The following is a 22,970-nucleotide window of genomic DNA, read 5'->3' as shown; positions in this document are numbered from 1 at the left end:
GTCAGATCTTGTAGGTGGGCAGCGTGATCGCGGTGCCGGCATGGAAGATTTCAATGTCATTTGGGACCAGGGTCGCTGCCGTGTTGATCGGCTCCCCCGAGCCCGGATTGCGCGCGTAACGCGGATGGGCGCCCGAGGCGATTAGAAGCCGAAGGCGATGGCCGGGCAGGAAGCTATGCGCGGTCGCGTGGAGCTTGAGGGTCAGGGCCAAGCGGCCGTCGCCGTCGGGTGCGGTCTCTGGGGTGACGTGCAAAAACCCGTCGCAGATGTTGCGCGACACGCCGTCCGGGCCGACATCGCATAGGCGGACAAAGAAATCGACGTTGGGCAGGCTTGAGCGCGCTGCCAACCTAACTTGGCACTGCCCGATGATCGTCAGCTTCTGAAGAAGGACCGGACCGGTATAGGTCAGGACGTCGTTGCGGGTTTCGAGCGATGCGTTATCGACCGCGCCAGCCCCGGTGAAGGCGAAGATGGCGCCGCCAAGGTTCGGCGTCGGATCGTTCGGGTCATAGCGATATCGGTCACCGCCGTCGCTGTCCGGCGACTCTGAAAGTCGGCGTTCAGGGCCGATAGAAAGCGTGATCGGGTCAGAAGACCCTGGCGGATAGCGATCGAATTCGTGCCACTCGTTTATGCCGGAAATGTGGATACGCACGGGATTGCGGCGGAGTCCGGAGGGATCGCCAAGCAGTTTGGCGCGCATCCAGATGATGGTCTCGAGAAGATTATCCCGCTGCAGCTCCTCGGCAATGTGAAACCAGGTGCCAATGGTGAGATAGGGCGTATGACCAAGCGCGACGAGCCGCTGATAATCTTCGAGCAGCGGGTCGAGCATGAAATCGTACCAGCCGGAGATAAAGTGTACCGGCGGGGTGGATTCCGAAAGACGATGGCTATGGTCGATCTCGGTCCAGAACTCGTCGCTGCCGATCGCGTGTTCAAACCAATAGCGCCAGAACGGGATCTTGTGGCCGACTGCGATTTTGTCGGCTTCGACGAGCGGCAGGACGCTGGCTGCGCGTTCTGTGCGGCGCTCGATATCTCCGGAGAACATGCGGGCCGCGGTGGCCAGGGGCCGGGTTCGGAGGCCTTCGATGACCTGGACCCAGGATAGCCAGAGATTGAGATGAAAGGCGCCAGAGGGAAAGACAACCGGGCGAAAGTTGGAGGTCGTGACCTTGGTGGCCATGGCCGATATCGGGGGCAGGGCATCCGAGATCGCCCATTGGGCATAGCCGAGATAGCTTGGCCCGGTAAGGCCGATGCGACCGTCGAACCAGGGCTGTTTTTCGATCCATCTCAGCGTTGCGAGGCCATCGGCGCGCTCGTTGGAGAAGGGATCGAATTCTCCGCCTGATCGCTCCGTGCCGCGGCACGCCTGAATGACGACATGAAAGCCGCGCTCGGCATAGGCTTCGCAGACGGCTCCAAAGCCGCGGCGACCATAGGGCAAGCGCATCAGTATGGTGGGATGTGGGCCTTCGGCTTTTGGAGCATAGTGATCTGTCTTGAGGATGACCCCATCATCCATTTCCAGCGAAAGGCCGCGAGTTTTCTTGACGGCGTTAAGTCTGGGCGGCAGGTCTTCGATCCAGGCGAGATAGAGTGAAGAGAGGCTCATCGCTCAGCTCACGAAATCGAACTTATCGACGTCGAAGAGACCGCGGTCGGTCATCTTGAGGTGCGGGATGACAGGCAAGGCGAGGAAGGCGACCTGGAGGAACGGTTCCGGCAGGACGCAACCCAGGTCTTTTGCTGCGTCGCGAAGTTCGTGAAGGTCGTGTGCCACGTCTTCGAAGCTCTTGAGACTCATGAGCCCCGCGATGGGCAAGGCGAGCTCGGCGGTCACTCGACCGCCATCGGCAGTGACGAAACCGCCGCCTAGTTCGATCAGCCGATTGACCGCCACGGCCATATCTTCGTCGGTTGCGCCGACCACCGTGATATTGTGGCTGTCGTGGCCGACGGAAGAGGCGATGGCACCGCGCCTGAGGCCAAAACCGGTGACGAAGGAGCGGCCGATATTGCCGTTCTTGCCATGGCGCTCGATGACGGCGACCTTGATGACGTCGGCTTCGAGATCGGGCTGCAGGCCCTTGTCGGTGGTGGCGAGCGTCGCTTCCTCACGGAAGGTCAGAATGAGACCAGGCTTTACGCCGATAACCGGGACACGGTTCTGCCCGGGCTTCGGCGCGGTGACGAAGGCTTCGGCGGTGACTGGCTTGGCTTTAACGGAATTGAGACCGACCGGCTCCACGGTGCCGCGCGTATCGAAGAGTCCGGTGTTCACGCGGCGGCCGGCAGCAATGACGTCGGAGACGCGGCACTCTTCAAGGCTATCGACGATGGCGATATCGGCGCGCCAGCCGGGACCCAAGAGCCCGCGATCCCGAAGCCCAAAGATCCGCGCGGCCGAATGGCTTGCCGCACGATAGACGTGGTGAAGCGGCCGGCCGATGGCAATCAGCCGGCGAATGGAGCTATCGAGGTGGCCTTCCTCGGCGATGTCGAGGGGATTACGATCATCGGTGCAGAGCGCGACGAAAGCGGAGGTGTTTTCGTCGAGAATTTCGGCCAGCGCCGTGAGATCCTTGGAGACCGAGCCTTCGCGGATGAGGATGGCCATGCCCTTGGCCAGCTTTTCGCGCGCTTCGCCTGCCGTCGTCGCCTCGTGGTCGGTGCGGATGCCGGCCGCAAGATAGCCGTTGAGACCCTGGCCGAGGAGCAGCGGCGCGTGGCCATCGATGTGACCATCTTGATAGGCGACGAGCTTGGCGAGGATGCCTGGATCGGCGTTGAGGACGCCGGGAAAATTCATCATCTCGGCAAGGCCAAGCGCCTTGGGATGGCTGCGGAAGGGCAGGAGGTCGTCGATCTCGAGTTGCGCACCCGCCGTCTCGAAGGGCGTGGCCGGCACGCAGGAGGAGAGGTTGACCCGCACATCCATGATGGTGCGCTCGGCGCTCTCTAGGAAATAGCGGATGCCTTCTGCGCCCAGCACATTAGCGATTTCATGGGGATCGCAGAGCACGGTGGTGACGCCATGAGGCAGCACGCAGCGATCGAATTCGAGCGGGGTGACCAAAGACGATTCAATATGAAGATGCGTATCTATGAAGCCAGGCACGGCAAAGCGGCCGCTGCCATCGATCTCGGACTTTCCTTCGTATTTCGCATGCGTGCCGACGATGCGATCTCCGACGATGGCGATATCGGTAACGGTGACTGCGCCGGTGATGACATCGAGCATGCCGATATTGCGAATGACGAGGTCCGCCGGCTCCTTACCCTGTCCGGCCATGATCATGCGGGTAAGAAGGGCGGGGGTGGTCATCGATACGGTCTTTCGGCTGGTCATGCCGAAGCTGGGCCGGGTTGCCGCTTGCGTCAAGCCCTGCGACGGAACCGCGTTGTGCGGCGGGCGTTGGATTTATCGAAGCTTTTTCGAGAGGGCACCCTGAATGCAAACCTACGATCCCAAGAAGTCGACAACGGAAGCGCGCCAGGCTAGTCCGCGCAAGATGAATTCGCGCGTGCTGGTGTTCTCGCTCATCGGCGTCGTCGTCGCCTTCGTCGTGATCTTCATCATCTACAGCATGGCCATGCCGGCGCCGACGACCTGACGCCGCGTGTTATCGTCCAGGATTACATCCAGCCCCGCAATGCCCACGTGCAATGCGGGGCTTTGCTATGTCTGGAAGACCGTGCGCCGATAGGATAGTGATCGGCAAAACCGGGATGGAGGTAAGCATGGCCAGGGTTCGCGCGCTGGTGCTGGAAAAGCAGCATGAACTCAATCTGCGTGAGATCGATATGCCGCTCGAGGTGGGCCCAGGCATGGTGCGCATTGCCATCCACACGGTCGGCGTCTGCGGGTCGGATGTCCACTATTACACCCACGGCCGGATCGGGCCGTTCATCGTCAACGAGCCGATGGTCTTGGGTCACGAGGCTTCAGGCACGGTGGTCGAGGTTGGTGCGGGGGTCAGCCACCTCAAGGTGGGTGATCGCGTCTGCATGGAGCCGGGCATTCCCGACGCCAATTCGCGCGCCAGCCGCCTCGGCATGTACAATGTCGATCCTGCCGTACGGTTTTGGGCGACACCTCCCATCCATGGCGTGTTGACGCCCGAAGTCGTGCATCCGGCCAACTATACGTTCAAGCTGCCGGACAATGTGAGCTTTGCCGAAGGCGCCATGGTGGAGCCCTTTGCCATCGGCATGCAGGCGGCGACAAAAGCGCGCATTACCCCGGGCGATACGGCAGTGGTGCTTGGCGCCGGCCCCATCGGCACGATGGTGGCGCTGGCGGCGCTCGCAGGCGGCTGCGCGCGTGTTATCGTGGCGGACCTCGCCCAGCCCAAGCTCGACATCGCAGCGCGCTACCAAGGCATCATTCCGGTTAATATCCGTGACACGCCGCTGGCCGAGAAGGTAGCCGAGGTGACGGAAGGCTGGGGTGCCGATGTCGTTTTCGAGTGTTCGGGCGCCCCGAAGGCCTGGGAAACGATCATGGACTTGCCGCGCCCCGGTGGATGCATCGTCGTGGTGGGGCTGCCGGTCGAGCCGATCAAGGTCGATATCGTGGCCGCCTCGACCAAGGAGCTGCGGATCGAGAACGTCTTCCGCTATGCCCATCAATACGACCGGGCCATCGCGCTGATCGGTTCGGGCAAGGTCGATCTCAAGCCGCTGATCTCCGAGACCTTCGCGTTCGAGGACGCCAAGCGCGCTTTCGACCGGGCCGTCGAAGCCCGGCCGAGCGACGTGAAACTGCAAATTCGCGTGGCCGATCAAGGCTAAAGCCCGGAACCAACCCGTCCCTCTCCGATTGTAACCAAAACGTCGCAATCGGACAGGGGACGCAATGGATACCGGCAATAGTTTCGGCATGACCGAGACCTATCTTCCCGAGCACATCATGGCCATCCGGCTGGCCATCGCTGCCGTGCTCGGGGCCATTATCGGTTTCGAGCGGCAGATCCGCACGGCAGAAGCAGGGCTGCGCACGCATATCCTCATCGCCGTGGCGGCTGCGCTTTTCACCATCCTGACCTTCGAGATCTTTCACACGATCGAAGTGGGCAATGGCCAATCCGATCCGATCCGTGCGGTGGAAGCGGTTACGGCAGGCATCGCCTTTCTGGGGGCGGGGGCCATTTTCCGCAGCGGCGGCACGATTCAGGGGCTGACGACGGGCGCCGGCATGTGGCTGGCGGGGGCGGTGGGCGTGGCGAGCGCGCTCGGCTTTTATACGGTGGCGGCCGGAACGACGATTCTAGCGGTGCTGGTGCTGGCAGCGTTGCGGGCGGTGTCGCATCGTCTCGTCGGACGCAGGGCTGGTGGGGACGAATTTACCGCAATGGACGAAGGCGCGAGGCCGCGGGGAGAAGCATGAAAGATACCGGAGCGCTGAGGGACGTCGCGCTGCCCGGTAAAATGCTTCTCCCCCCGTACGACCGCGATCGGGAGGTATCGCGGCCGTGCCTCCGCGCCGGCCGTTTGGAGCCGAGCCGGCGCACCAGGCATCGACGGTGCAGATCGATGCCTTGTCCAGAGGGCGGAAAGCAGCATTTGGGAATGCAGCAGCCCGAGTGAACCCGGGCCATGCAATGCCGCCTTCCGCCATGGCATGTAACCTGTGGACGCAGGAGCTACATGCCAACAGCGTCCAGGCGCGCGTTTCGCGCCCGGAAATCGAGGATGCCAGCCAGTTCGCGCCGATAGGCGTCGCGTTCCGGTTGGCGGAAGAAAACGGCCGCGGCGCCGTCTTCTAGATATCTGGTTCGCTCCGCCCGATCCGTGGGCGGCACCATGACGACGGGCGTTACGCCCTTGTCGTATAAAGTCGCCGCGTGGCGACGGAGGAAGTCCAGCGTCGCGCCACTGTGAGCCCTGAGATCGACCACCAGTAGATCGGGCCAATTCGCCCTTGGGTCATTGAGCACACGGGCCAGCTCTCCGCATGCCTCGATCTCGCCGCCCAGATGTCGTGTATCGCCGACGCCGAATGCCGCTATTGTCCTTGCGAACAGATAAGCGGAATGGTGATCGTCATCGACGAGCCCGATAAACGGGACAGGGTGCAACGGGGTTATCAACGCTTACCTCTTGCCCAAAAACGATCGGGCAATGACACTCGTGCAAACTCTCCAAGGCCGCCGCGGCTTGAAGAGTGCTTCATATTCAAGGATGTACACAGGAGCCGGCAGGGCCTAGACGCCGGCAACGCGTCGCGTTCACGGAACCGACACCGGCCTAATGACCGCATCGGGCGGTCGCGGCTAGGCAAACTCGCGTAAAATTCACGTAACCTGCGCTTGCGTTTTACATGTAAGCGGTATCACTTAACCTCTGGATGGGGGTTAAATTGTCAGGAGACGCACCAAAGAGGGATGCGGTGCTAGCCGCACTCGACCGGCTAACGACTTGGTCTGAAATGGCCAGATCGCCGCAGCTGATGCGTTTCGTCGACTATATCGTGCGCAAGACGCTCGATGGCGACAGTCAATCGATCAAAGCTTATTCCATTGCCGTGGACGTGTTCGGCCGGCCAGCCGATTTCGATCCGCAAAGCGATCCGATCGTTCGGGTGCAGGCCCGCCGGCTGCGTGGTTTGCTCGATCAATATTATCGCGGGCCTGGCGGGTCGGACCCTGTGCGAATCGAGCTGCCCGTTGGCCGGTATGTGCCGAACTTTATTGCCTTGGATGTTGCGCAGGCTCAGGCCGAAACACAGGCCGTAAGCGAGGGAGCGATTCCGGGAGCGCCTGCGGCAGCAGGATCGGTCTCGCCAGGGCAGATTACCGTCTCGTGGTTCGTGCTGCTGTTCATCACGATCGGCATCGGCATTCTTGCTTATTCAATTTCGAACTGGGGGCCGCGGCCGGCTTCCGTAGGCGTTACGAGCAACGCGATCATCCAGCCTAACCTGACAATCATGGAATTCCAGAGCCTGACGGGCGACGCGTCGATTGCCGCCGCCGTTTCGGGGCTGGCGCTCGAGCTTGTCGATCGCATGCGGCCGCTAAGTTTTCTCACCGTTGGCTATGGAGGGCGGGGCGATATCCCAGACACAGTGGCCGCCAGTCATGGCTATGTGCTGACGGGCATCGTCAGGCGCGATCCAGCAGAGCCTCAGAATGTCCAATATAGCGTGGTCCTCACCGATCTCTCGTCCAATAGCGCGATCTGGAATCGGTCGTTGACGCTGCGGCAGGATCAATTGGCAGATCCGAACCGCATCGATCGGCTTTCGACGGATCTCATGGACGTGCTCGGCAATCCGCGTGGCCCGCTGCATATCAAGGCGCGAAGATTTCTGGCAAATGGCAGTATTGCCGGCAGCGAAAATCTCTATCTCTGTCGCCTGCTTTTTACGATGTATCGCGAGACTTCGACGATCGGCGCGGCAGAACGGACCAAGGATTGCTACGCGGCGCTGCCTCAGGCCGACCAGGAGACAGCCATTGCGCTCGCGGCGGTTGCGAGCCTCATAGCCGAGACGCAAGCGGTGGGGCGCATTTCAACGTCGGAGCAGCTTGAACGCTACGGCAATGCAGCGACGCTTCTAAGCCAGGCGATCCGCACCGATCCCACAAGCAGCTTTGCCTGGGAGCAGCGGGCGCGGCTTCATGAAACCCTCGGCGAGCACGAACTGGCCGAAACTGCTTATGGAACGTCTCTGCAGATCAACCCGTCCAATATCGACGCGCTAGCAGCCCATGCGCGGCATCTGGCCTTCATGGGCAATCTCGATCAGGCGGTGCCGATGGCGCAAAGGGCGATCGATGTCTATTCGATCATCCCGGATTGGTACTATGGCGTTCCGACGCTGGCGGCGCTGCGCACAGGCGATTTTGCCAAGGCCGCGCTCTATGCCCAGACCTATTCGCGCGCCGACCGAGAACTCGGCCCGATCCTTGCGATCATTGCAGCAGAGGGCATGGAAAACGAGGCGCAGGTGGTTCGCGAATTGCCGCGCGTGCTCGACGTTCCGGCTTTCCGTAATGCCGGGATCATCACGCAATTGCGACGGCGGGTGCCAGATAACGAGTTGCTCAATCGCATCCGCACGGCCCTGATCGAGGCAGGTGTCCCGCCCCTCGCACTGGTAACTGCCTTCTAGCGTCTAGTGCGTGCTCGAATGGCTGAACAGATTGATTACCAGCACGCCCGCAAGGATGAGGCCGATGCCGATCAGGGCGGGCAGATCGAGCGATTGGCCATAGGCGAAAAACGCGATGATGGAGACGAGAATGATCCCGACGCCCGACCAGATCGCATAGCCGATCCCAACCGGTATGGTCTGCAGCGCCAGCGAGAAGAAATAGAAGGTGATGCAGTAGCCAATAACCACGACGATCGACGGCGCCAACTGGGTGAATCCGGCCGACGCGCGGAGGAATGAGGTAGCGATGACTTCGCCGACGATTGCGATCGCCAGATACACCGCCCCGTTCATGGTGTCGTGTCCTCGAAATGGATGCGGCACAATTCGACGAATCGGGCGCCGCGCTCTTCGAAATTCTTGAACTGGTTGTAAGAGGGAGCGCCGGGAGAAAGGATCACGGTGTCAAAGCGCGAGCGGTCACTGGCGAGGCTCACAATGGCCGATTCCAAGTCGGGCACTTCCGCCACATCGATGCCCGGTGCAGCGTCGCGCGCAGCCGAGGCCAGGCGCGCGCCGGTTACCGGCAGGGTGACTAGCGTCGTCACACCGCGCTGAGGCAGAAGGGTTGCGAGTTCGCCGTAATCCTGTTCGCGCTCGTGCCCGCCAGCGATGAGCGCGATGCGCCGCCCGGGATAGGCTGCCAGCGCGGCCTTGGTGGCTTCCGGCGTCGTCGAGATCGAGTCGTTGACGACGGTTATGCCGCCAAACCGGTGCTCTTCAAGCCGATGGGGTAAGGGCCGGAAGGCTGCGATACCAGCGACGATGCCGTCTAATGTCGCGCCCACGGCAAGAGCAATCTGAGCGGCGAGAATTGCATTATCGAGATTGTGGGAACCCTTGAGGCGCGAGCGCGCGACGGCGCTTTCGACGATGATCGCCTCTTCTTCGTTCAGGTCGCGCACGAGCCGGCGGTGATCCCGCACGGCCATGGCGACACGGGCATTGCCTGCAGCCGCCTGCCCCAGGGCGACTGCGAAGCTGCCGTCGCGGTCGACGAGATTGAGTTTGTCCGAATAGTAGCGTTCGACCGAGCCATGCCAATCGACGTGCTCGGGATAGAGATTGGTGATAGCCGCGATATCGGGCAGGAAGGCCATGTCGGCAGTCTGGTAGCTGGATAGTTCGAAGACGACGATGGCATGCTTGTCGGCGATTTCGAGCGGGGCGAGGCCGACATTGCCGGCGAGGCCAGCGTCGAGCCCGGAGCGCGCCAGCATCAGATGCACCAGCGTCGCCGTGGTCGATTTGCCCTTGGTGCCGGAAATGGCGATGACGGTGCGGTTCGCGCGATAAGTCGCGCCCCACAGGTTCAAGTTGGACGTGACCGGAATGCCAGCAGCGGCCGCCTCGGCAAAAATGGGCTTATAGCGCGATACACCTGGGCTCTTGACGATCGTTCCGAACTGCCGTGCTGCAATGGCTGCGGGCAGATCCGACGCCGCGATGGCAGAGGTTTCCGGGATGTTGGCGACGCCTGAGTCGACCGTAACATAGACAGGCAGATCAGGCTGGATGCGCTTCAAGAATTGCCGAGTCGAGAGAGCCTCGCGACCTGCGCCATAAAGCAGAACCGGTTGGTCAAACCGCATAGGCGGCTACCTTTGCGGCAAGGGCTGGAGGAATGTGGTGGTCCCGGCTGTCGGTGAGGCATTCGGCCATGGCAAGCTGCAGTTTTTCCTCGCCATACTGGGCAAAAAGGTCCGCCTTGATCGACCGCACGATCGCGTCCTCATGCCAATCGGCATGGCGGGTCAGCGTATAGAAGCACGCCGCCGCTTCGAGAATTTCTCCGACGCATTCCCAGGGCTTTTGACCGGCAAGGCCGGCGAGCTCGCGGAACGAGCGTTCGTTCGCCGGGATATCGAGCAAGTTCTTGCCGAAAATGCGCAACAACCGTTCCTTGGCCATGAAAGGCGCAAAGATCAGGAAGACAAAGTGGCATTTGGGGCATTCGCCGCACCAGAGCGGACCATCGTGACCGGAAAGCCGGAAATTACGATTGCAGCTCGAAAACACTGCGTCGAAGCGGTCGCCATGCGCGAAAAGCGATGCGATCCGTGCCTCGGAATAAGGGCGGAGCAGCGAAAAATATTTGAGGGCGCCGCCAGTCGCATTGGCGAGCGTATCGGCGATCAGCAGTTCAAAGCCTAGAGACTTGGAATATTGATGGTTGGTCTCGCGGCCATCGAACTCGACGTTTCCTTCGCTGGCGGAGCGCTCGTTGCTGAGGACGATCTGATCGTAGCCGAAAAGCAGGGCGCAGAGCGAAGCGATCATCGAATTGATGGCGGTCGAGGGCACGTGGCCGTTGTAATAGCCAGGCTCCTTGCCAAGTCGGATCATTTCCGCATCGAGCGAGCGCGTCACATAAAGCGGCTCGCGGCCGATCGCCTCGACCGATGTCAGGATTGGACCCTTGGGATTGACCGCAAAAGGCGTGAAATCCATCCCGACATGGCTCAGCAATTCAACGCTGACGAGCGAATCCTTGCCCCCGCCGATCGGCAGCAGCGTGCGTTCGGCCAAGCCCGGCGCTTCCTTGCGCGGGACGGAGTCGTCAGGAACACTGAGGCGCAAGCGGCCAAAGCGCGCCAGGTCGTTGCGTGCGTAGAATTCGCCGAGCCCATTTTCATAGACATCGATGACGAACGCACGCTCAGCTTCGCTTAGCGGCAGACCGGCGGCGATGTCGAAGGGGGCGCGCAGCTTGAAATAGCTGACGCCGAGGACGAAGGCCGTCAGATCGAGCAGCTTGCGGAACGCCGGCGTTGCTGCCCGCTCACGCTCCGCAACGGTCGGCAGCCCGAGGATTTCGGTAAAGGTCAGATCGCCCAGGCGATAGGAAAAGCGGGCTTCTCCGCTCTCAGGGTCAAAACTGGGGCGATCGATATGAAACGTTTCGGTCACGGGCAACTCACGCGGCTTTCACAAACCATATAGGTGATTTGTGGCAATGCCAGTAGGCCCGATCGTGAACGGCGTTTCAGATGTTCAAGTTCAGTGGATCGCGCCGACCAAAGTGGCGTTGCGCAATTCCATGGGCGCTATCAGCCGGCTATGCGCCACGACCACCGAATGCAGGCGTCCCTCGATCTGGCGGGCCCAGAAATCGAGGAAGCCCTTAAGTTCGGGAAAGCGCGGGGCGAGGTCGTATTCCTGCCAGACATAGATCTGCAGGAGCGAGGGTTGATCAGGCAGGTGATAATGAATCTTGGCCGTGGTCAGGCCATAGCCTTCCATTTGCTTGAGAAACGCACGATCTGCCATTCTTTTCTCCGAGTGAGTGTGCTTGCCCGATAAAGAGCAACACAGACAGTCGGTTAGGGCAAATCAGCCCTCGGCCTCGATGAGTGCCAAAAAGTGGCGAGGAGCTTGCCGCAGTTATCGCGTCAGTAAATCCGCATCTGCATGCGCATGACGATATCTGTTCCGATGCGCTGGAAGCCATATTCGCGCATGGTGCAGGACCAGCCGTTGCCGACCTTTTCGATGCGGAAGAGATTGTATCGCGCCGGATCGTCGAGCGTGCCGCCCTGGGCCGAGCTTGCCGCCGCAACGCCAATCACCGGGACTTCATGATCCTTGCCCGGGATATGGTGGATCGAGGAGCGGTGGGTGTGCCCGTGGAGCACGAGTTCGGCGCCACGGTTGGCGATAACCTTGCGGAAGATGCGGTGTCCCTTCAAGCCGAAGGAGGGATGCTGGAGTTCGGCATTGGGCGGATGATGAATGAGAACGACGCGGAAATAGCCGGCGTCGCCAAGAATCTGCAGCATGCGATCGAGCCGGGCAGCCTGCTTTTCCTCGAACTTGCCGACGGCAAGAAAGGGTGGCGTGGGCACGGCGCTCGAACATGAGACGATGGCGAGATCGCCGACGCGGCGGACGAAGGGAAAGGTTTCCCCTTCAAGCGTTTCGCCCTTGAGATAGTCACCCCAATTATCGACAGCCAGATCAAGCGCGCCGGGCACATAGGCATCGTGATTGCCCGGACAGACGGCGATGCGATCGCTTTCGCCCAAAAGCTTGAGCCATTCGCCCGCGCGCTCAACCTCGGCGGGCAGGGCGAGATTGACGAGATCGCCGGTGACCGCGGTGAAGTCGGCGTTCTGTTCGCGCATGTGCGCGACGAGCCGGGTCAAGGTCTCGGTATTGAGTTCTCCGTGGCGCTTGAGCTTCCAGTTAAGGTAGCCGGTGAGGCGTTTTCCAACGAGGTCTGAAAACGCGACCTGGGGAAGGGGGGCTAGGTGCAGGTCTGAGATGTGAGCGAGCGTTATCATCGGCAGGGGTTTTGCCAGAAGCTTCTACTTGAGGAAACGGTCAATCGATCTGAAGGGGTTGAATTTTCCCGCAATCGTCTGCTCCGGCCGCATGCAAGTGGTTCCCAACGCCCCGGATCGCGGCTTGGCTGCATGTTCGGGCCGAAAAAGCACTCTCGACTTTTCCGGCAGACTCGCTACCCCTCGCGTCAGTCTTCGGAGAGCCGGCCATGATGAACCGATTCCAGCGCGTGCGCGCCAAGGTGTTTCTCACCATCATGGGGCTGTGGCGCCGCATGACCATCGGCACCAAGGTGATGATGATCGATGGCAACAAGGTCTTTCTGATCCGCCATACGCTTGTTCCCGGCTGGCAATTTCCTGGCGGAGGGATCGAGCCGGGCGAAACGGCAGAAGCCTCGGCTGCGCGGGAGGCGCTCGAGGAGACCGGATACAAGATCACCGGGCCGATGGAGCTTTTCGGGGTTTATCACAATTCGAGCTCGGTTACGAACCGGGATCATGTGCTGCTGTTTATCGCCCGCTCGCACGAATTCGTCTTCGAGCGGAAGAAGGATCACGAGATCGCCGAATGCGGCTGGTTCGAGATCACGAAATTGCCGGAGGGGGTGACGCCGGCGACATCCCAGCGCATCGACGAGGTTTTCGACGGCGCGCCGAAGCGGGAGATCTGGGGATATTAGAGGGCAGGGTCAATTGCCCGGACGAGCCGGGCAATGACGGCTAGTCGATGAACGATAGCTTGGGCCCGACCGGGATGATGCGGTGCGGGTTGATGGTGGTGTGGCTCCAATAATAGTGCGTCTGGATGTGGTCGATGTTGACCGTTTCCTTGACGCCGGGAACCTCGTAAAGCGCCTTGAGGTAGTGCGAGAGGTTCGGATAGTCCGCAATCTGGCGGATGTTGCACTTGAAGTGGCCGTAATAGACCGCGTCGAAGCGCACAAGGGTCGTGAACAGGCGCCAATCGGCTTCGGTGATGCTGTCGCCGGTCAGGTAGGCGTTGTCGCCCAGCAGGCCCTCCACCCAATCGAGCGCCGCGAAGAGCTTGTTGGCCGCTTCTTCATAGGCGTCCTGGGTCGTTGCGAAGCCGGCTTTGTAGACGCCGTTGTTGATGTCGTCATAGACGCGGGCGTTGATCGCGTCGATCCGGCCACGCAGGGTTTCGGGGTAGTAGTCGTCGGTGTTGCCGGTCAGCTCGTTGAATGCCGAATTGAACATGCGGATGATCTCGGCACTTTCATTTGAAACGATCGTGTTGGTCTTTTTGTCCCAGAGAACCGGGACGGTCACGCGGCCGGTATAGTCGGGCTTGGCGGCGGTATAGACCTCGTAGAGGAAGTCCTTGCTCAGCAGGGTATCGCCGGTCGAGCCTTCGTCCTGCTTGAAGCTCCAGCCGGTTTCATCGGGCATTTTCGGAGAGACTATCGAAAGCGAGATCAGGCTTTCCAGCTCCTTGAGCTTGCGGAAAATCAAGGTGCGATGGGCCCAGGGACAGGCGAGCGACACATAGAGGTGATAGCGCCCGGCTTCGGCTGCGAAGCCGCCTTCGCCCGATGGTCCGGGGCTGCCGTCGGCCGTCACCCAATTGCGGAAGCCGGACTGAGACCGGACGAACTTTCCGCCGGTCTTGCTGGTGTCGTACCACTGGCTCGACCATTTGCCGTCGATCAATTGTCCCATAACTGGTCCCTTTCGGTCATTTTGCTGTCGGCTTTCACGGCTCAAGTGCGTGACACACGCCGCGGTTGCGTCTTGTCCATCACTTAAGAGGAGAAGGCGGGCGCGATAAGCCATCGCGGGTGCAACAATGCGTTGTGCATTTTGGTTACACCGAAACCATCCGCTGCAGGAATTTCTCCCATGATGCAGATATCCCATTTACGTCACCCCGGGCCGATGCTAATGCGGATTCAGACGTGGAGGCGTCCAGGATGGTGAAGGTTTTGCAGGTTAGCCGACGATCCTAGTTGGTCGTATCGAATGCGGTGCCCTCGGGCTCGGCCGCTTGTCCCTGCGCATACCTTTCCTGGAAGAAACCTATGACCACGTCCCTTGCGGCTGATGCCGTCGCTCCTTTGTCTGCTCCTTCCGGCCAGCCCGTTGTTCGCCCGGCAACACCGGCCGACGATGCGTTCGTCGAAGATCTTCAGGCGATCGCCTTCGGTCCAGGCCGGTTCGCTCGTACCGCCTTTCGGGTGCGGGAACGCTTCCCGATCGATCCGACGCTTAGCCTGATCTCGGAAGTCGATGGGACGCCATCAGGTTCGGTGTGGATGACGCCGATCAGCGTCGGCGGGATGAAGGGCTATCTCCTGGGGCCGCTTGCCACCCACCCCAACTTTCGCAAGCGCGGTGCCGGCAAGCTGCTGGCCAGGGAAGTCTCGAAGCGTGCCCTGGCGCGCGGCGAAGGGCACTTCGTGCTGCTCGTTGGCGATCAAGACTATTACTGCCCGCTCGGCTGGGTGCCGACGACGCCTGGCAATATCCAGTTTCCCGGTCCGGTCGATACAAGCCGCGTCCTGCTTTTGGCCGACGATCCGGACCTGGCCAAGACGCTGACGGGTTCAATCGCAGCGTTTGACGCGGGCAAGTAGGTTTTCTCGGCGAGCGCTTGCTGGCCCTGAGCTCCGGGCTCTCCTTGCCGCATCTGTTGCACCCTCGGGTCGACCCGAGGGTGATTAGCTGCAAGGGCTTGGGCACTAATTTGAATGCATCGCGTTGTTTCCTCGCATAAACTCCTGCGTGCGATGCTGAATCATCCAGACTTCCCGCCCCATTCATCGATCATCGAATTTCTCGCCGAGCGCCTGCTCGAGGCTCCTCCGGCCGTGCCTGCGCTAGGCAAGCTCGTGCCTGATTGGGAGCCGCTCGAGCCGTTTTCGCGTCCGCCAAAGCCTGCCGCGGTGCTGATCGGGCTTGTGCGCCGCCCCGAAGGACATACGGTTCTTTATACCGAGCGCTCGCCCGACCTGCGCTCGCATTCGGGCCAAGTCGCTTTTCCCGGTGGCAAGATCGATGCCGAGGATTCCGACGCCGGTGCAGCGGCACTGCGGGAAGCGAATGAGGAAGTCGGACTGTTGCCCGCGGAAGCGCGAATCATCGGCTACATGGAGACCTATTTCACCGGCAGCAATTATCTGATTACGCCCGTCGTGGCAGAGATCGATCCATCGGGACCTTTCGTGCCCAATCCTGGGGAGGTGCATTCGGTGTTCGAGGTGCCATTGCAGCGCATTCTCGATTCCAAAAGCTATGGCCACTTCCGCATCAGCCGTGGGGGCAAAGAGCATTCTACCTGGCAGATCGACCATGATGGCCACACTATCTGGGGCATCACGGCCAATCTGACGCGGAAATTCCGCGACCTGGCGCTTGGCGAGGACGCCGCGTGATTCCTGACAAGCTGCCCGCGTCAGAATGGCTGGAGCGCCCGGAGACGCAGGCGATCTTTGCCATGCTCGATGGCGCAGAGGGCAAAACGCGCGCTGTGGGCGGTATCGTTCGGGATAGCCTGATGGGACGGCTGCGGCCCGATACCGACATCGACATGGCAACGGAGCTTCTGCCGGTGACCGTGATGCAGCGCGCGAAAGCTGCAGGCATTGCGGCCTATCCGACCGGGATCGATCATGGCACGGTCACGCTCAAGCTCAATGAGACAAGTGTCGAAGTCACGACATTGCGCCGTGACGTCGAAACCGATGGCCGGCATGCCCAGGTCGCCTTTGGCACGGACTGGCGTGAAGACGCAGAGCGGCGTGATTTCACCATGAATGCGCTTTATGCCGGGCCCGATGGACGCTTGTTCGATCCTTTGGGCGGGGCAGGGGACGCGATCAACGGGCGCGTGCGCTTTATCGGCGAGGCCAGCCAGCGCATCGCCGAGGATGGTCTGCGCGTCTACCGCTTCTTCCGGTTTTCCGCGAGCCATGGCGGCCAGCGCTTTGACCCGGATGGACTTTCCGCCTGTCGAGCGGCCAGCACAAGACTCGATCATCTCTCCGCCGAGCGCGTCGGCAGCGAAATGATGCGGATGCTCGGCATTCCGAAGGTGGCAGTGACGCTGGGGGTAATGAGCGAGATTGGCCTCCTGCCGCTCGAGCGCGAAACCCTTGAAGCGTTGGTTCGCTATGAGACGCTCGGCGGTCAGAGTGCGCCGACGCGCCTTGCCATTCTCGGCGGTAGCGACCTCGATAACTGGCAGGTGTCCTGGCGTCTCTCCAAAGCCATCACAGAGAAGGCCAGGCGTATAGCCGATGCGGCGTCGCTCGTGGCCGACGAAAAAGTGGCGCTTGGTGTTTACCGTTTCAGAGAAGATGCGATCGAGGGACTGGCGGCGGCCGCGTCACAGGATGGCTGGCCGCGTGAGCGGCTGATGGAAACAGCTCGTGAACTCGGACGCCTGCCGAACCCTGACCTGCCGGTCAGCGGCAAGGACTTGATCGCTCGAGGATTGAAAGCCGGGCCAGACCTCGGAGTGACTCTGGCCCGGCTCGAAGCGCTGTGGGTCGACAGCGCATTCGATCTGACAAAAGAAGAGCTGCTCGCAGCAGCTCTTGAAACTTAGTGCTTGGTCGCGCCGCTATCGACGTCGACGATGCGTTCCTTTATGCGCTCGACCATGTCGGGGCGCACTTCGGTTTCGCCATGATAATTCTTGAGGTTCTCCACCGCGCGGCGCACCACTTCTGCTTCGCTTTCGGCCTCGGCCTTCCAGGTCGAGCCGGGGATCAGGGTACCTGAATCAAAGCGCTTCATTGCACTTCCTCCTTCGCTCATTTGGTCAGCCTCAACGGCCCGCTCAGCGCGTCGGTTCCGTCAATCGTCGATAAAGGTGCCCATCTGGCTGAGGCCTTCGAGCCAGGTGCCATCCTCGCCGCGCACCACTTCGCGCGGCAGTACGCCACTTTCGGCAGCGATCGCGTCGGCAAGGCTCCGATCATGGGTCACGACCCAAATCTGGCTGCGCTCCGCTGCCTTGACGATCATGCGCGCCAGCACCGGCAGGACCGAGGGATGAAGGCTCGTTTCGGGCTCGTTCAGTGCAATGAATGGCGGCAGACGGTAGGACATCAACGCACCGGCCAGGGCCAAAAACTGAAGTGTGCCATCGGACAATTCGTGCGGTCCAAAGATGCGCTTGGGCATTTCAGGATAGCGCAGACCAAAACTGGCATAGTCGCCCACCGGTGGCACGAACAGCTCCACGCCAGGAAACGCATCGGCAATGGCGGCATCGAGATCGACCGTATCCTGCCGGATATGCCGAAGCGTGGCGAAGACGGCGCCGAGATTTCCGCCGTCCGAGGCCAGGGACGGTGCGGTGATGGCATGAGAGGCCCGCCTCAGATTCGAATCGATATCAGTGCGGAAGCCGTGGAAAAAGCGCCAGTCCTGCATGGTATCGCGGAGGCGTGCTATTTCCGGGCGTCCACCAAGCCGGGCGAGGGCAGGTTCGCTGGGCAGGAGATCTTCGTCCGCAACCTCGCGACGGCCCTCCGCATCACGCGCCCAGGCGATATGTCCCTTCCGCTCCATCAAAGACACCGACTTGCCGCGGTGACGCAGAGCAAGCAGTTCGCTTTTGATCTGCACTTCATTGGGAAAGGCTGCGACCGCTTCGGCGGGTGCGAAGCCGAGTTCGACGCGATAGCGCGGACCTTCGGCAAAGCCTTCGATCTCTTCGAACTCGGCTTCGAGAACAAGACGATTGCTTTCGCCGGCACGATAGCCATCGGTACGATACATGGGGTCGAAGCTGCCGTCTTCGGTGAGATTTCTGCCCCCCGCCCAGAAGACCGAAGCGAGGCCACCTTCGCGCGCAAGCTCCTGGGCGAGCGTGCCTTCGGCCACCGATTGAAGGAGTTCAAGCGAGCGATAGAGGTTGGTCTTGCCAACGCCATTGCCGCCAACCAACACGGTCAGTTGGCGCAATGGGAAGCGGATGCGGCGCACCGAGCGATAGCCGATGATTTCGAGCGCCGCGAGGGTCACGTCACGGCCACTTCACTGCTGGTGGCATGGAAGACAGGATCGAGTTCACATTGCCGCCAGTCTTAAGCCCGAAGGTCGTGCCGCGATCGTAAAGCAGATTGAATTCCACATAGCGTCCGCGACGCACCAATTGCTCATCGCGATCGGCTTCCGTCCAGGGAGTCTCGAAATTACGGCGCACGAGTTTGGGATAAATGCCGGCAAAGGCTTCGCCCACCGCACGGGTGAAGGCGAAATCGGCGTCCCAGTCGCCCGAATTGAAGTGATCGTAGAAGATGCCGCCGATGCCCCGGGGCTCGTTGCGGTGGGGCAGGAAAAAGTACTCGTCGCACCAGGCCTTGAACCGGTCGTAGTCGACGCCGGGATGGCTAATGCAGGCCTTTTTCATGGCCGCGTGAAATTCGACCGTATCCGGATCGTCCTGGGTGCGCCGACGATCGAGCACGGGCGTCAAGTCGGCGCCGCCACCCCACCATTGCTTGCCCGTGACGATCATGCGCGTGTTCATGTGCACGGCCGGCACATGCGGATTCCAGGGGTGGATGATCAGCGAGATACCCGAACTCCAGAAGCCAGCACCGGCTTCGGTTCCCGGCATCTGCTTGGCAAAATCTTCCGAGAAATGACCATGGACGGTGGAAATGTGGACGCCGGCCTTTTCGAAAACGCGGCCATGGAGCATCGACATTTCCCCGCCGCCGCCCGCAGCACGATCCCACGGCGTGCGGACGAATTTTCCCGGTGGCATGTCGGCGTTGGGACCGGTCACATCGGCTTCAAGCCCTTCGAGGGCGGCGCAGATCCAGTCGCGAAGCGTGCGGAACCAGGCTGAGGCGGTGGTTTTCTTGGTGTCGATATCGGCGGGGAGGGTCATAATGGGGAAATGGACTTTCAGGAAAGCTCTGTAAAGCGGCCAATCTGTCTCATGGCCTCGCCAACTATCATTCCGCCGGCAAGCGCAACATTGATCGAGCGCAAACCGGGACGCATCGGAATGCGCACCTTGAGTTCGCAGAGATCGGCCACGGCCTGCGGCACGCCAGCGCTTTCTCGCCCGAGCAAGAGAATATCGCCGCTCTTATATTCTGCCTCATAAGCCGATTTGCTCGACTTCGTCGTCAGGAGGACAAGGCGCCGGGATTCGTCCTTTCGCCAGGCGTCGAACTGCTGGAAGCTGTCGTGCTGACGGATGGCGGCCTGATCGACGTAATCGAGACCGCCCTTGGCAAGGTTACTCGGCGTGATGGCAAAGCCGGCAGGGTGGATAACGTGCAATGTCAGGCCCAAACAGGCGGAAAGCCGGATCAGGGTGCCGGTATTGTGCGGAAAATCGGGCTGGTAGACGGCAAGGTCGAGGGACAAGAAGCTCTATATCCGGCGCTGGCCGGACCCTGAGGCGCAGAACAGCGCTACGATATAGTGCGATCAAGGCAAACTGTCATCCGCCGTGCACTGGACAAGCCCATCCGAGAGTGCAAAAAGAACCGCAACTGACGGACCGCTTGAGGGCGGCTGGCTTGTCGATTCTGCTTGAAGTGGTCGAGGGCTGGGGCCGGTTCCGTCATTTGTGCATCGTACGGGGAAACGGACTTGTCCACGCAAGCAGAACATACAACCACCAACCGGCGGGATTTTCTCTTCGTCGCCACCGGTGCCGTCGGGGCTGTCGGCGCCGCCGCGGTGGTTTGGCCGCTGATCAACCAGCTTAATCCGGACGCGTCCACGCTGGCTCTCGCCAGCATCCAGTATGACGTGTCCCCGATTGCCGAAGGGCAGTCGGTGACCATCACGTGGCGTGGCCTGCCGGTTTTCGTGCGCCACCGCACGCCCAAGGAAATCGAGGAAGCGCGCGCCGTGCCGCTGAGCGACCTCAAGGATCCGGCGACCGACGAGTCGCGCGTCAAGGAAGGCCACGAACAGTGGCTGATCATGATCGCAAACTGCACCCATCTCGGTTGCATTCCCACCGGCCAGGCCGGTGATTTCGACGGCTGGTTCTGCCCCTGCCACGGTTCGCACTACGATTCCTCGGGTCGCATCCGCAAGGGTCCGGCACCGGCAAACCTCGTCGTGCCGCCTTATGAATTTCTCAGCGATACGCTGGTCCAGATCGGTTAGTGGGGGCTTTTCCGATGTCAGAACATTCGACTTACGTTCCGGGAAGTGCCGTTGAGAAGTGGCTGGACGACCGCCTGCCGGTAGTGCGTTTCGCCAAAGAACATCTCATGGACTTCCCCACGCCGAAGAACCTCAACTACTGGTGGACCTTTGGCGCCATTCTCGTGATGTGCCTCGGCGTGCAGATCGTCACCGGCATCATCCTTGCCATGCACTATGCGCCAAATGTGGCGTTGGCCTTCGACTCGGTTGAGCATATCCGCCGTGACATCAATGGCGGCCGCGTCATCCAGGCGACCCATGCGGTCGGCGCCTCGATGTTCTTCGTCGCGCTCTATATCCACATGTTCCGCGGCCTTTTCTACGGCTCCTACAAGGCGCCGCGCGAGATCCTCTGGATCCTCGGCGTCGTGATTTTCCTTCTCACTACCGCGACCGCGTTCATGGGCTATATCCTGCCCTGGGGCCAGATGTCGTTCTGGGGTGCGACGGTTATCTCGAACATCTTCTCGGCGATCCCGATCGTCGGCGACAGCATCAAGCAGCTCGTGCTCGGCGGCTTTGCGGTGGGCAATCCGACGCTCAACCGCTTCTTCTCGCTGCATTACCTCCTGCCGTTTATCATCGCGGCAGTGGTGGGCCTGCACATCTGGGCGCTGCACGTTCCGGGTAACAACAACCCGGTCGGCGTCGACGTCAAGGACAGCCGCGATACCGTGCCCTTCCATCCGTACTATACGATGAAGGACCTCTTCGCGATGGTGGTCTTCATGATCCCCTTCGCCTGGTTCGTGTTCTTTGCGCCCGATATCCTGGGGCACCCCGACAACTACATCATGGCTAACAGCCAGGTGACGCCGGCGCACATCGTGCCCGAATGGTATCTGCTGCCGTTCTACACCATCCTGCGCGCCATCGACTTCAATGTGCTGTTCATCAACTCCAAGCTCGGTGGCGTCATCGCCATGGGCGGCGCCATGCTGTGCCTCCTGATTGTGCCGTGGCTCGACACCTCCAAGGTGCGCGCCGGCACGTTCCGCCCGATGTTCAAGTGGTTCTATGGCCTGTTCGTGATCAACTTCATCGCCCTGATGTACCTCGGTGCGCAGGAAGCGGCGGAGCCCTACACGACGCTCGCCAAGGTCTGCACGGCGTACTACTTCATCTATTTCCTCGTCATCCTGCCGGTCCTGTCGCGCATCGAAACGCCCAAGCCGCTGCCCACCAGCATTTCCGAGAGCGTTCTCGGCAATAAGGCACACGCGTGATCGGGTCAGTGAAAATGAACATGCATAAGCTCATCATCGCTGCCGCCGCTCTCGTCGCCGGCCTCGCCATGGCTGCTCCCGCCCACGCGGCGGAAGCGGGCCCGCAGCCGGAACGCCAGGCCTGGTCCTTCGGCGGAATCTTCGGCACCTATGACACCAACCAGCTCCAGCGCGGTTTCCAGGTTTTCCGCGAAGTCTGCTCGAGCTGCCACAGTGCGCACCTGCTCGCCTTCCGCAACCTGATGGAAGAGGGCGGCCCGGAATTCTCCGAGGCCCAGGTTCGTGCGCTGGCCGCCGAATACGAAGTTGCGGACCCCACGACCGAAAGCGGTCGTCGCCCTGCCGTTCCGGCCGATCGCTGGCCATCGCCATTTGCCAGCGAACAGGAAGCCCGTGACGCCAATGGCGGCGCGCTGCCGCCGGACTTCTCGGTTCTGGCAAAGGCCCGCGGCGTCAAGGATCCGTTCCCGACCTGGATCTTCAATTACTTCACCGCCTATCAGGAAGGCGGCCCGGACTATATCCACGCTCTCCTCAATGGCTACCATGAGGAAGTGCCGGAAGACGCGCCGCACAATTCGGACGGCACGCCGTTCCAGCTTCCCGAGGGCAAGCACTACAACGACTACTTCCCGGGCCACGCCATCGGAATGGCGCCGCCGCTGGCCGATGGTTCGGTGGACTATGCCGAGGCCGAGAACGGCGCCGGCGTGCCAGAAACGCTCGAGCAGTATTCGAGCGACGTTTCGGCCTATATGATGTGGCTGGCCGAACCGCACCTCGTCTCGCGCAAGCAGACCGGTTTCGTCGTGCTGATTTTCCTCGTGCTGTTTGCTGGCCTCATGTGGGGCACCAAGCGCAAGCTTTGGGCTGGTATCGAGCACTGACCACCGGCCACGCGGGATCGCCCCGATGGGGCGGTCTCGGGCGGGATAGTCCAAAGAACTCGGTTTACCGGGATTTGGGTAAAGTTGGGATTAGGGGCCGCGAGGCCCCTTTTCTTTTGCTGGTGGACCGTGTGTGGTTGGCCAATTTGGGCGGCATGTCCCCGCCTATCTTCCCTCTGGAGGGGCACTGTGCACCGGGATTGTCGATAGCATGCCTTCCCAACCACGGTGTCATTCCCGAGAA

The 22,970-nt window shown here is 61.2% G+C and carries 24 protein-coding genes; 11 read left to right on the top strand and 13 right to left on the bottom strand.

Translation table 11 applies throughout. The features are described from left to right. Position 1: 1 nt before the first annotated feature. Entirely contained in the window at positions 2-1,624 is a 1,623-nt protein-coding gene (locus VW35_RS07175; protein ID WP_083982497.1) for a CocE/NonD family hydrolase, read from the bottom strand. A gap of 3 nt (positions 1,625-1,627) precedes the next feature. Continuing rightward, positions 1,628-3,337, bottom strand: a complete 1,710-nt coding sequence (gene ade, locus VW35_RS07170) for an adenine deaminase (RefSeq protein WP_046142586.1) — start codon at positions 3,335-3,337, stop codon at positions 1,628-1,630. Between the two features lie 127 nt (positions 3,338-3,464). Here ade and VW35_RS21520 point away from each other — a divergent pair, with 127 nt between their 5' ends. From VW35_RS21520 to VW35_RS07160, 3 genes are all read left to right on the top strand, one after another. After that, positions 3,465-3,626: a hypothetical protein gene (locus tag VW35_RS21520; protein WP_161796869.1), complete on the top strand. Its 162-nt coding sequence runs from the start codon at positions 3,465-3,467 to the stop codon at positions 3,624-3,626. Positions 3,627-3,753: 127 nt separating this feature from the next. Next, entirely contained in the window at positions 3,754-4,806 is a 1,053-nt protein-coding gene (locus VW35_RS07165; RefSeq protein WP_046142585.1) for an NAD(P)-dependent alcohol dehydrogenase, read from the top strand. Between the two features lie 64 nt (positions 4,807-4,870). Next, on the top strand, positions 4,871-5,401 hold the full coding sequence (locus VW35_RS07160; RefSeq protein WP_046142259.1) for an MgtC/SapB family protein: 531 nt from the start codon (positions 4,871-4,873) through the stop codon (positions 5,399-5,401). A 256-nt stretch (positions 5,402-5,657) separates the two neighbouring features. On the opposite strand, the gene VW35_RS07155 is transcribed toward VW35_RS07160, so the two are convergent. Beyond that, positions 5,658-6,104 carry a hypothetical protein gene (locus VW35_RS07155; protein WP_046142258.1) on the bottom strand — a complete coding sequence of 149 codons (447 nt, stop codon included), beginning with the start codon at positions 6,102-6,104 and terminating at the stop codon, positions 5,658-5,660. Between the two features lie 338 nt (positions 6,105-6,442). Here VW35_RS07155 and VW35_RS07150 point away from each other — a divergent pair, with 338 nt between their 5' ends. Then, positions 6,443-8,131, top strand: coding sequence for a tetratricopeptide repeat protein (locus VW35_RS07150; protein ID WP_046142257.1), 1,689 nt, complete (start codon positions 6,443-6,445; stop codon positions 8,129-8,131). Positions 8,132-8,134: 3 nt separating this feature from the next. On the opposite strand, the gene VW35_RS07145 is transcribed toward VW35_RS07150, so the two are convergent. From VW35_RS07145 to VW35_RS07125, 5 genes are all read right to left on the bottom strand, one after another. Beyond that, positions 8,135-8,467, bottom strand: a complete 333-nt coding sequence (locus VW35_RS07145; RefSeq protein ID WP_046142256.1) for an SMR family transporter — start codon at positions 8,465-8,467, stop codon at positions 8,135-8,137. Then, entirely contained in the window at positions 8,464-9,765 is a 1,302-nt protein-coding gene (gene murD / locus VW35_RS20500; RefSeq protein ID WP_052951560.1) for a UDP-N-acetylmuramoyl-L-alanine--D-glutamate ligase, read from the bottom strand. Before murD ends, VW35_RS07145 begins: the two co-directional genes overlap by 4 nt. Further along, entirely contained in the window at positions 9,755-11,083 is a 1,329-nt protein-coding gene (locus VW35_RS07135; protein WP_052951559.1) for a MurL-like N-terminal domain-containing, read from the bottom strand. Before VW35_RS07135 ends, murD begins: the two co-directional genes overlap by 11 nt. Before the next feature lie 90 nt (positions 11,084-11,173). Beyond that, on the bottom strand, positions 11,174-11,443 hold the full coding sequence (locus VW35_RS07130; RefSeq protein ID WP_046142254.1) for an usg protein: 270 nt from the start codon (positions 11,441-11,443) through the stop codon (positions 11,174-11,176). A 122-nt stretch (positions 11,444-11,565) separates the two neighbouring features. Further along, positions 11,566-12,456, bottom strand: coding sequence for a metallophosphoesterase family protein (locus tag VW35_RS07125; protein WP_046142253.1), 891 nt, complete (start codon positions 12,454-12,456; stop codon positions 11,566-11,568). Positions 12,457-12,665: 209 nt separating this feature from the next. Between VW35_RS07125 and VW35_RS07120 the strand changes: the two genes are divergently transcribed. Continuing rightward, positions 12,666-13,139 (top strand): NUDIX domain-containing protein, encoded by a 474-nt coding sequence (locus VW35_RS07120; protein ID WP_046142252.1) that lies wholly within the window; start codon positions 12,666-12,668, stop codon positions 13,137-13,139. A 40-nt stretch (positions 13,140-13,179) separates the two neighbouring features. Here VW35_RS07120 and VW35_RS07115 read toward each other — a convergent pair whose 3' ends face one another. Next, positions 13,180-14,139, bottom strand: coding sequence for a glutathione S-transferase family protein (locus VW35_RS07115; protein ID WP_046142251.1), 960 nt, complete (start codon positions 14,137-14,139; stop codon positions 13,180-13,182). Positions 14,140-14,498: 359 nt separating this feature from the next. Between VW35_RS07115 and VW35_RS07110 the strand changes: the two genes are divergently transcribed. The 3 genes from VW35_RS07110 to VW35_RS07100 all read left to right on the top strand — a co-directional run bounded on the left by VW35_RS07110 (position 14,499) and on the right by VW35_RS07100 (position 17,026). Beyond that, on the top strand, positions 14,499-15,053 hold the full coding sequence (locus tag VW35_RS07110; RefSeq protein ID WP_083982495.1) for a GNAT family N-acetyltransferase: 555 nt from the start codon (positions 14,499-14,501) through the stop codon (positions 15,051-15,053). A gap of 153 nt (positions 15,054-15,206) precedes the next feature. Next, the gene (locus VW35_RS07105; protein ID WP_161796868.1) at positions 15,207-15,851 is read left to right on the top strand and encodes a CoA pyrophosphatase; all 645 of its coding nucleotides are present in this window, start codon (positions 15,207-15,209) and stop codon (positions 15,849-15,851) included. Continuing rightward, the gene (locus VW35_RS07100) at positions 15,848-17,026 is read left to right on the top strand and encodes a CCA tRNA nucleotidyltransferase (RefSeq protein ID WP_052951557.1); all 1,179 of its coding nucleotides are present in this window, start codon (positions 15,848-15,850) and stop codon (positions 17,024-17,026) included. The genes VW35_RS07105 and VW35_RS07100 overlap by 4 nt, the downstream gene beginning before the upstream one ends. Here the strand turns inward: VW35_RS07100 and VW35_RS07095 are convergent. Genes VW35_RS07095 through VW35_RS07080 form a run of 4 tightly spaced genes read right to left on the bottom strand, consistent with a single transcriptional unit; the run spans position 17,023 to position 19,815 of the window. Further along, complete coding sequence (locus VW35_RS07095) at positions 17,023-17,217, bottom strand: DUF1059 domain-containing protein (protein WP_046142250.1); 195 nt, start codon at positions 17,215-17,217, stop codon at positions 17,023-17,025. The two genes, VW35_RS07100 and VW35_RS07095, sit on opposite strands and share 4 nt — an antisense overlap. A gap of 60 nt (positions 17,218-17,277) precedes the next feature. Then, a complete protein-coding gene (locus VW35_RS07090; protein WP_046142249.1) occupies positions 17,278-18,453 on the bottom strand; it encodes an AAA family ATPase in 1,176 nt (391 codons plus the stop codon). A gap of 1 nt (position 18,454) precedes the next feature. After that, positions 18,455-19,327, bottom strand: a complete 873-nt coding sequence (gene hemF / locus VW35_RS07085) for an oxygen-dependent coproporphyrinogen oxidase (RefSeq protein WP_046142248.1) — start codon at positions 19,325-19,327, stop codon at positions 18,455-18,457. Positions 19,328-19,344: 17 nt separating this feature from the next. After that, positions 19,345-19,815, bottom strand: a complete 471-nt coding sequence (locus tag VW35_RS07080) for a tRNA (cytidine(34)-2'-O)-methyltransferase (protein ID WP_046142247.1) — start codon at positions 19,813-19,815, stop codon at positions 19,345-19,347. Between the two features lie 228 nt (positions 19,816-20,043). On the opposite strand from VW35_RS07080, the gene petA reads away from it, so the two are divergent. From petA to VW35_RS07065, 3 genes are read left to right on the top strand one after another with little or no spacing between them, the layout of a single operon-like run. Then, the gene (petA, locus tag VW35_RS07075) at positions 20,044-20,571 is read left to right on the top strand and encodes a ubiquinol-cytochrome c reductase iron-sulfur subunit (protein WP_046142246.1); all 528 of its coding nucleotides are present in this window, start codon (positions 20,044-20,046) and stop codon (positions 20,569-20,571) included. 14 nt (positions 20,572-20,585) lie between these two features. Next, positions 20,586-21,839: a cytochrome b gene (locus VW35_RS07070; RefSeq protein WP_046142245.1), complete on the top strand. Its 1,254-nt coding sequence runs from the start codon at positions 20,586-20,588 to the stop codon at positions 21,837-21,839. A gap of 20 nt (positions 21,840-21,859) precedes the next feature. Beyond that, on the top strand, positions 21,860-22,726 hold the full coding sequence (locus tag VW35_RS07065; RefSeq protein ID WP_046142580.1) for a cytochrome c1: 867 nt from the start codon (positions 21,860-21,862) through the stop codon (positions 22,724-22,726). Positions 22,727-22,970 lie beyond the last annotated feature (244 nt).

The sequence above is a fragment of the Devosia soli genome (genome assembly GCF_000970455.1).
Classification (GTDB): Bacteria; Pseudomonadota; Alphaproteobacteria; order Rhizobiales; family Devosiaceae; genus Devosia; species Devosia soli.
This window is presented reverse-complemented; position numbering and strand designations above follow the sequence as displayed.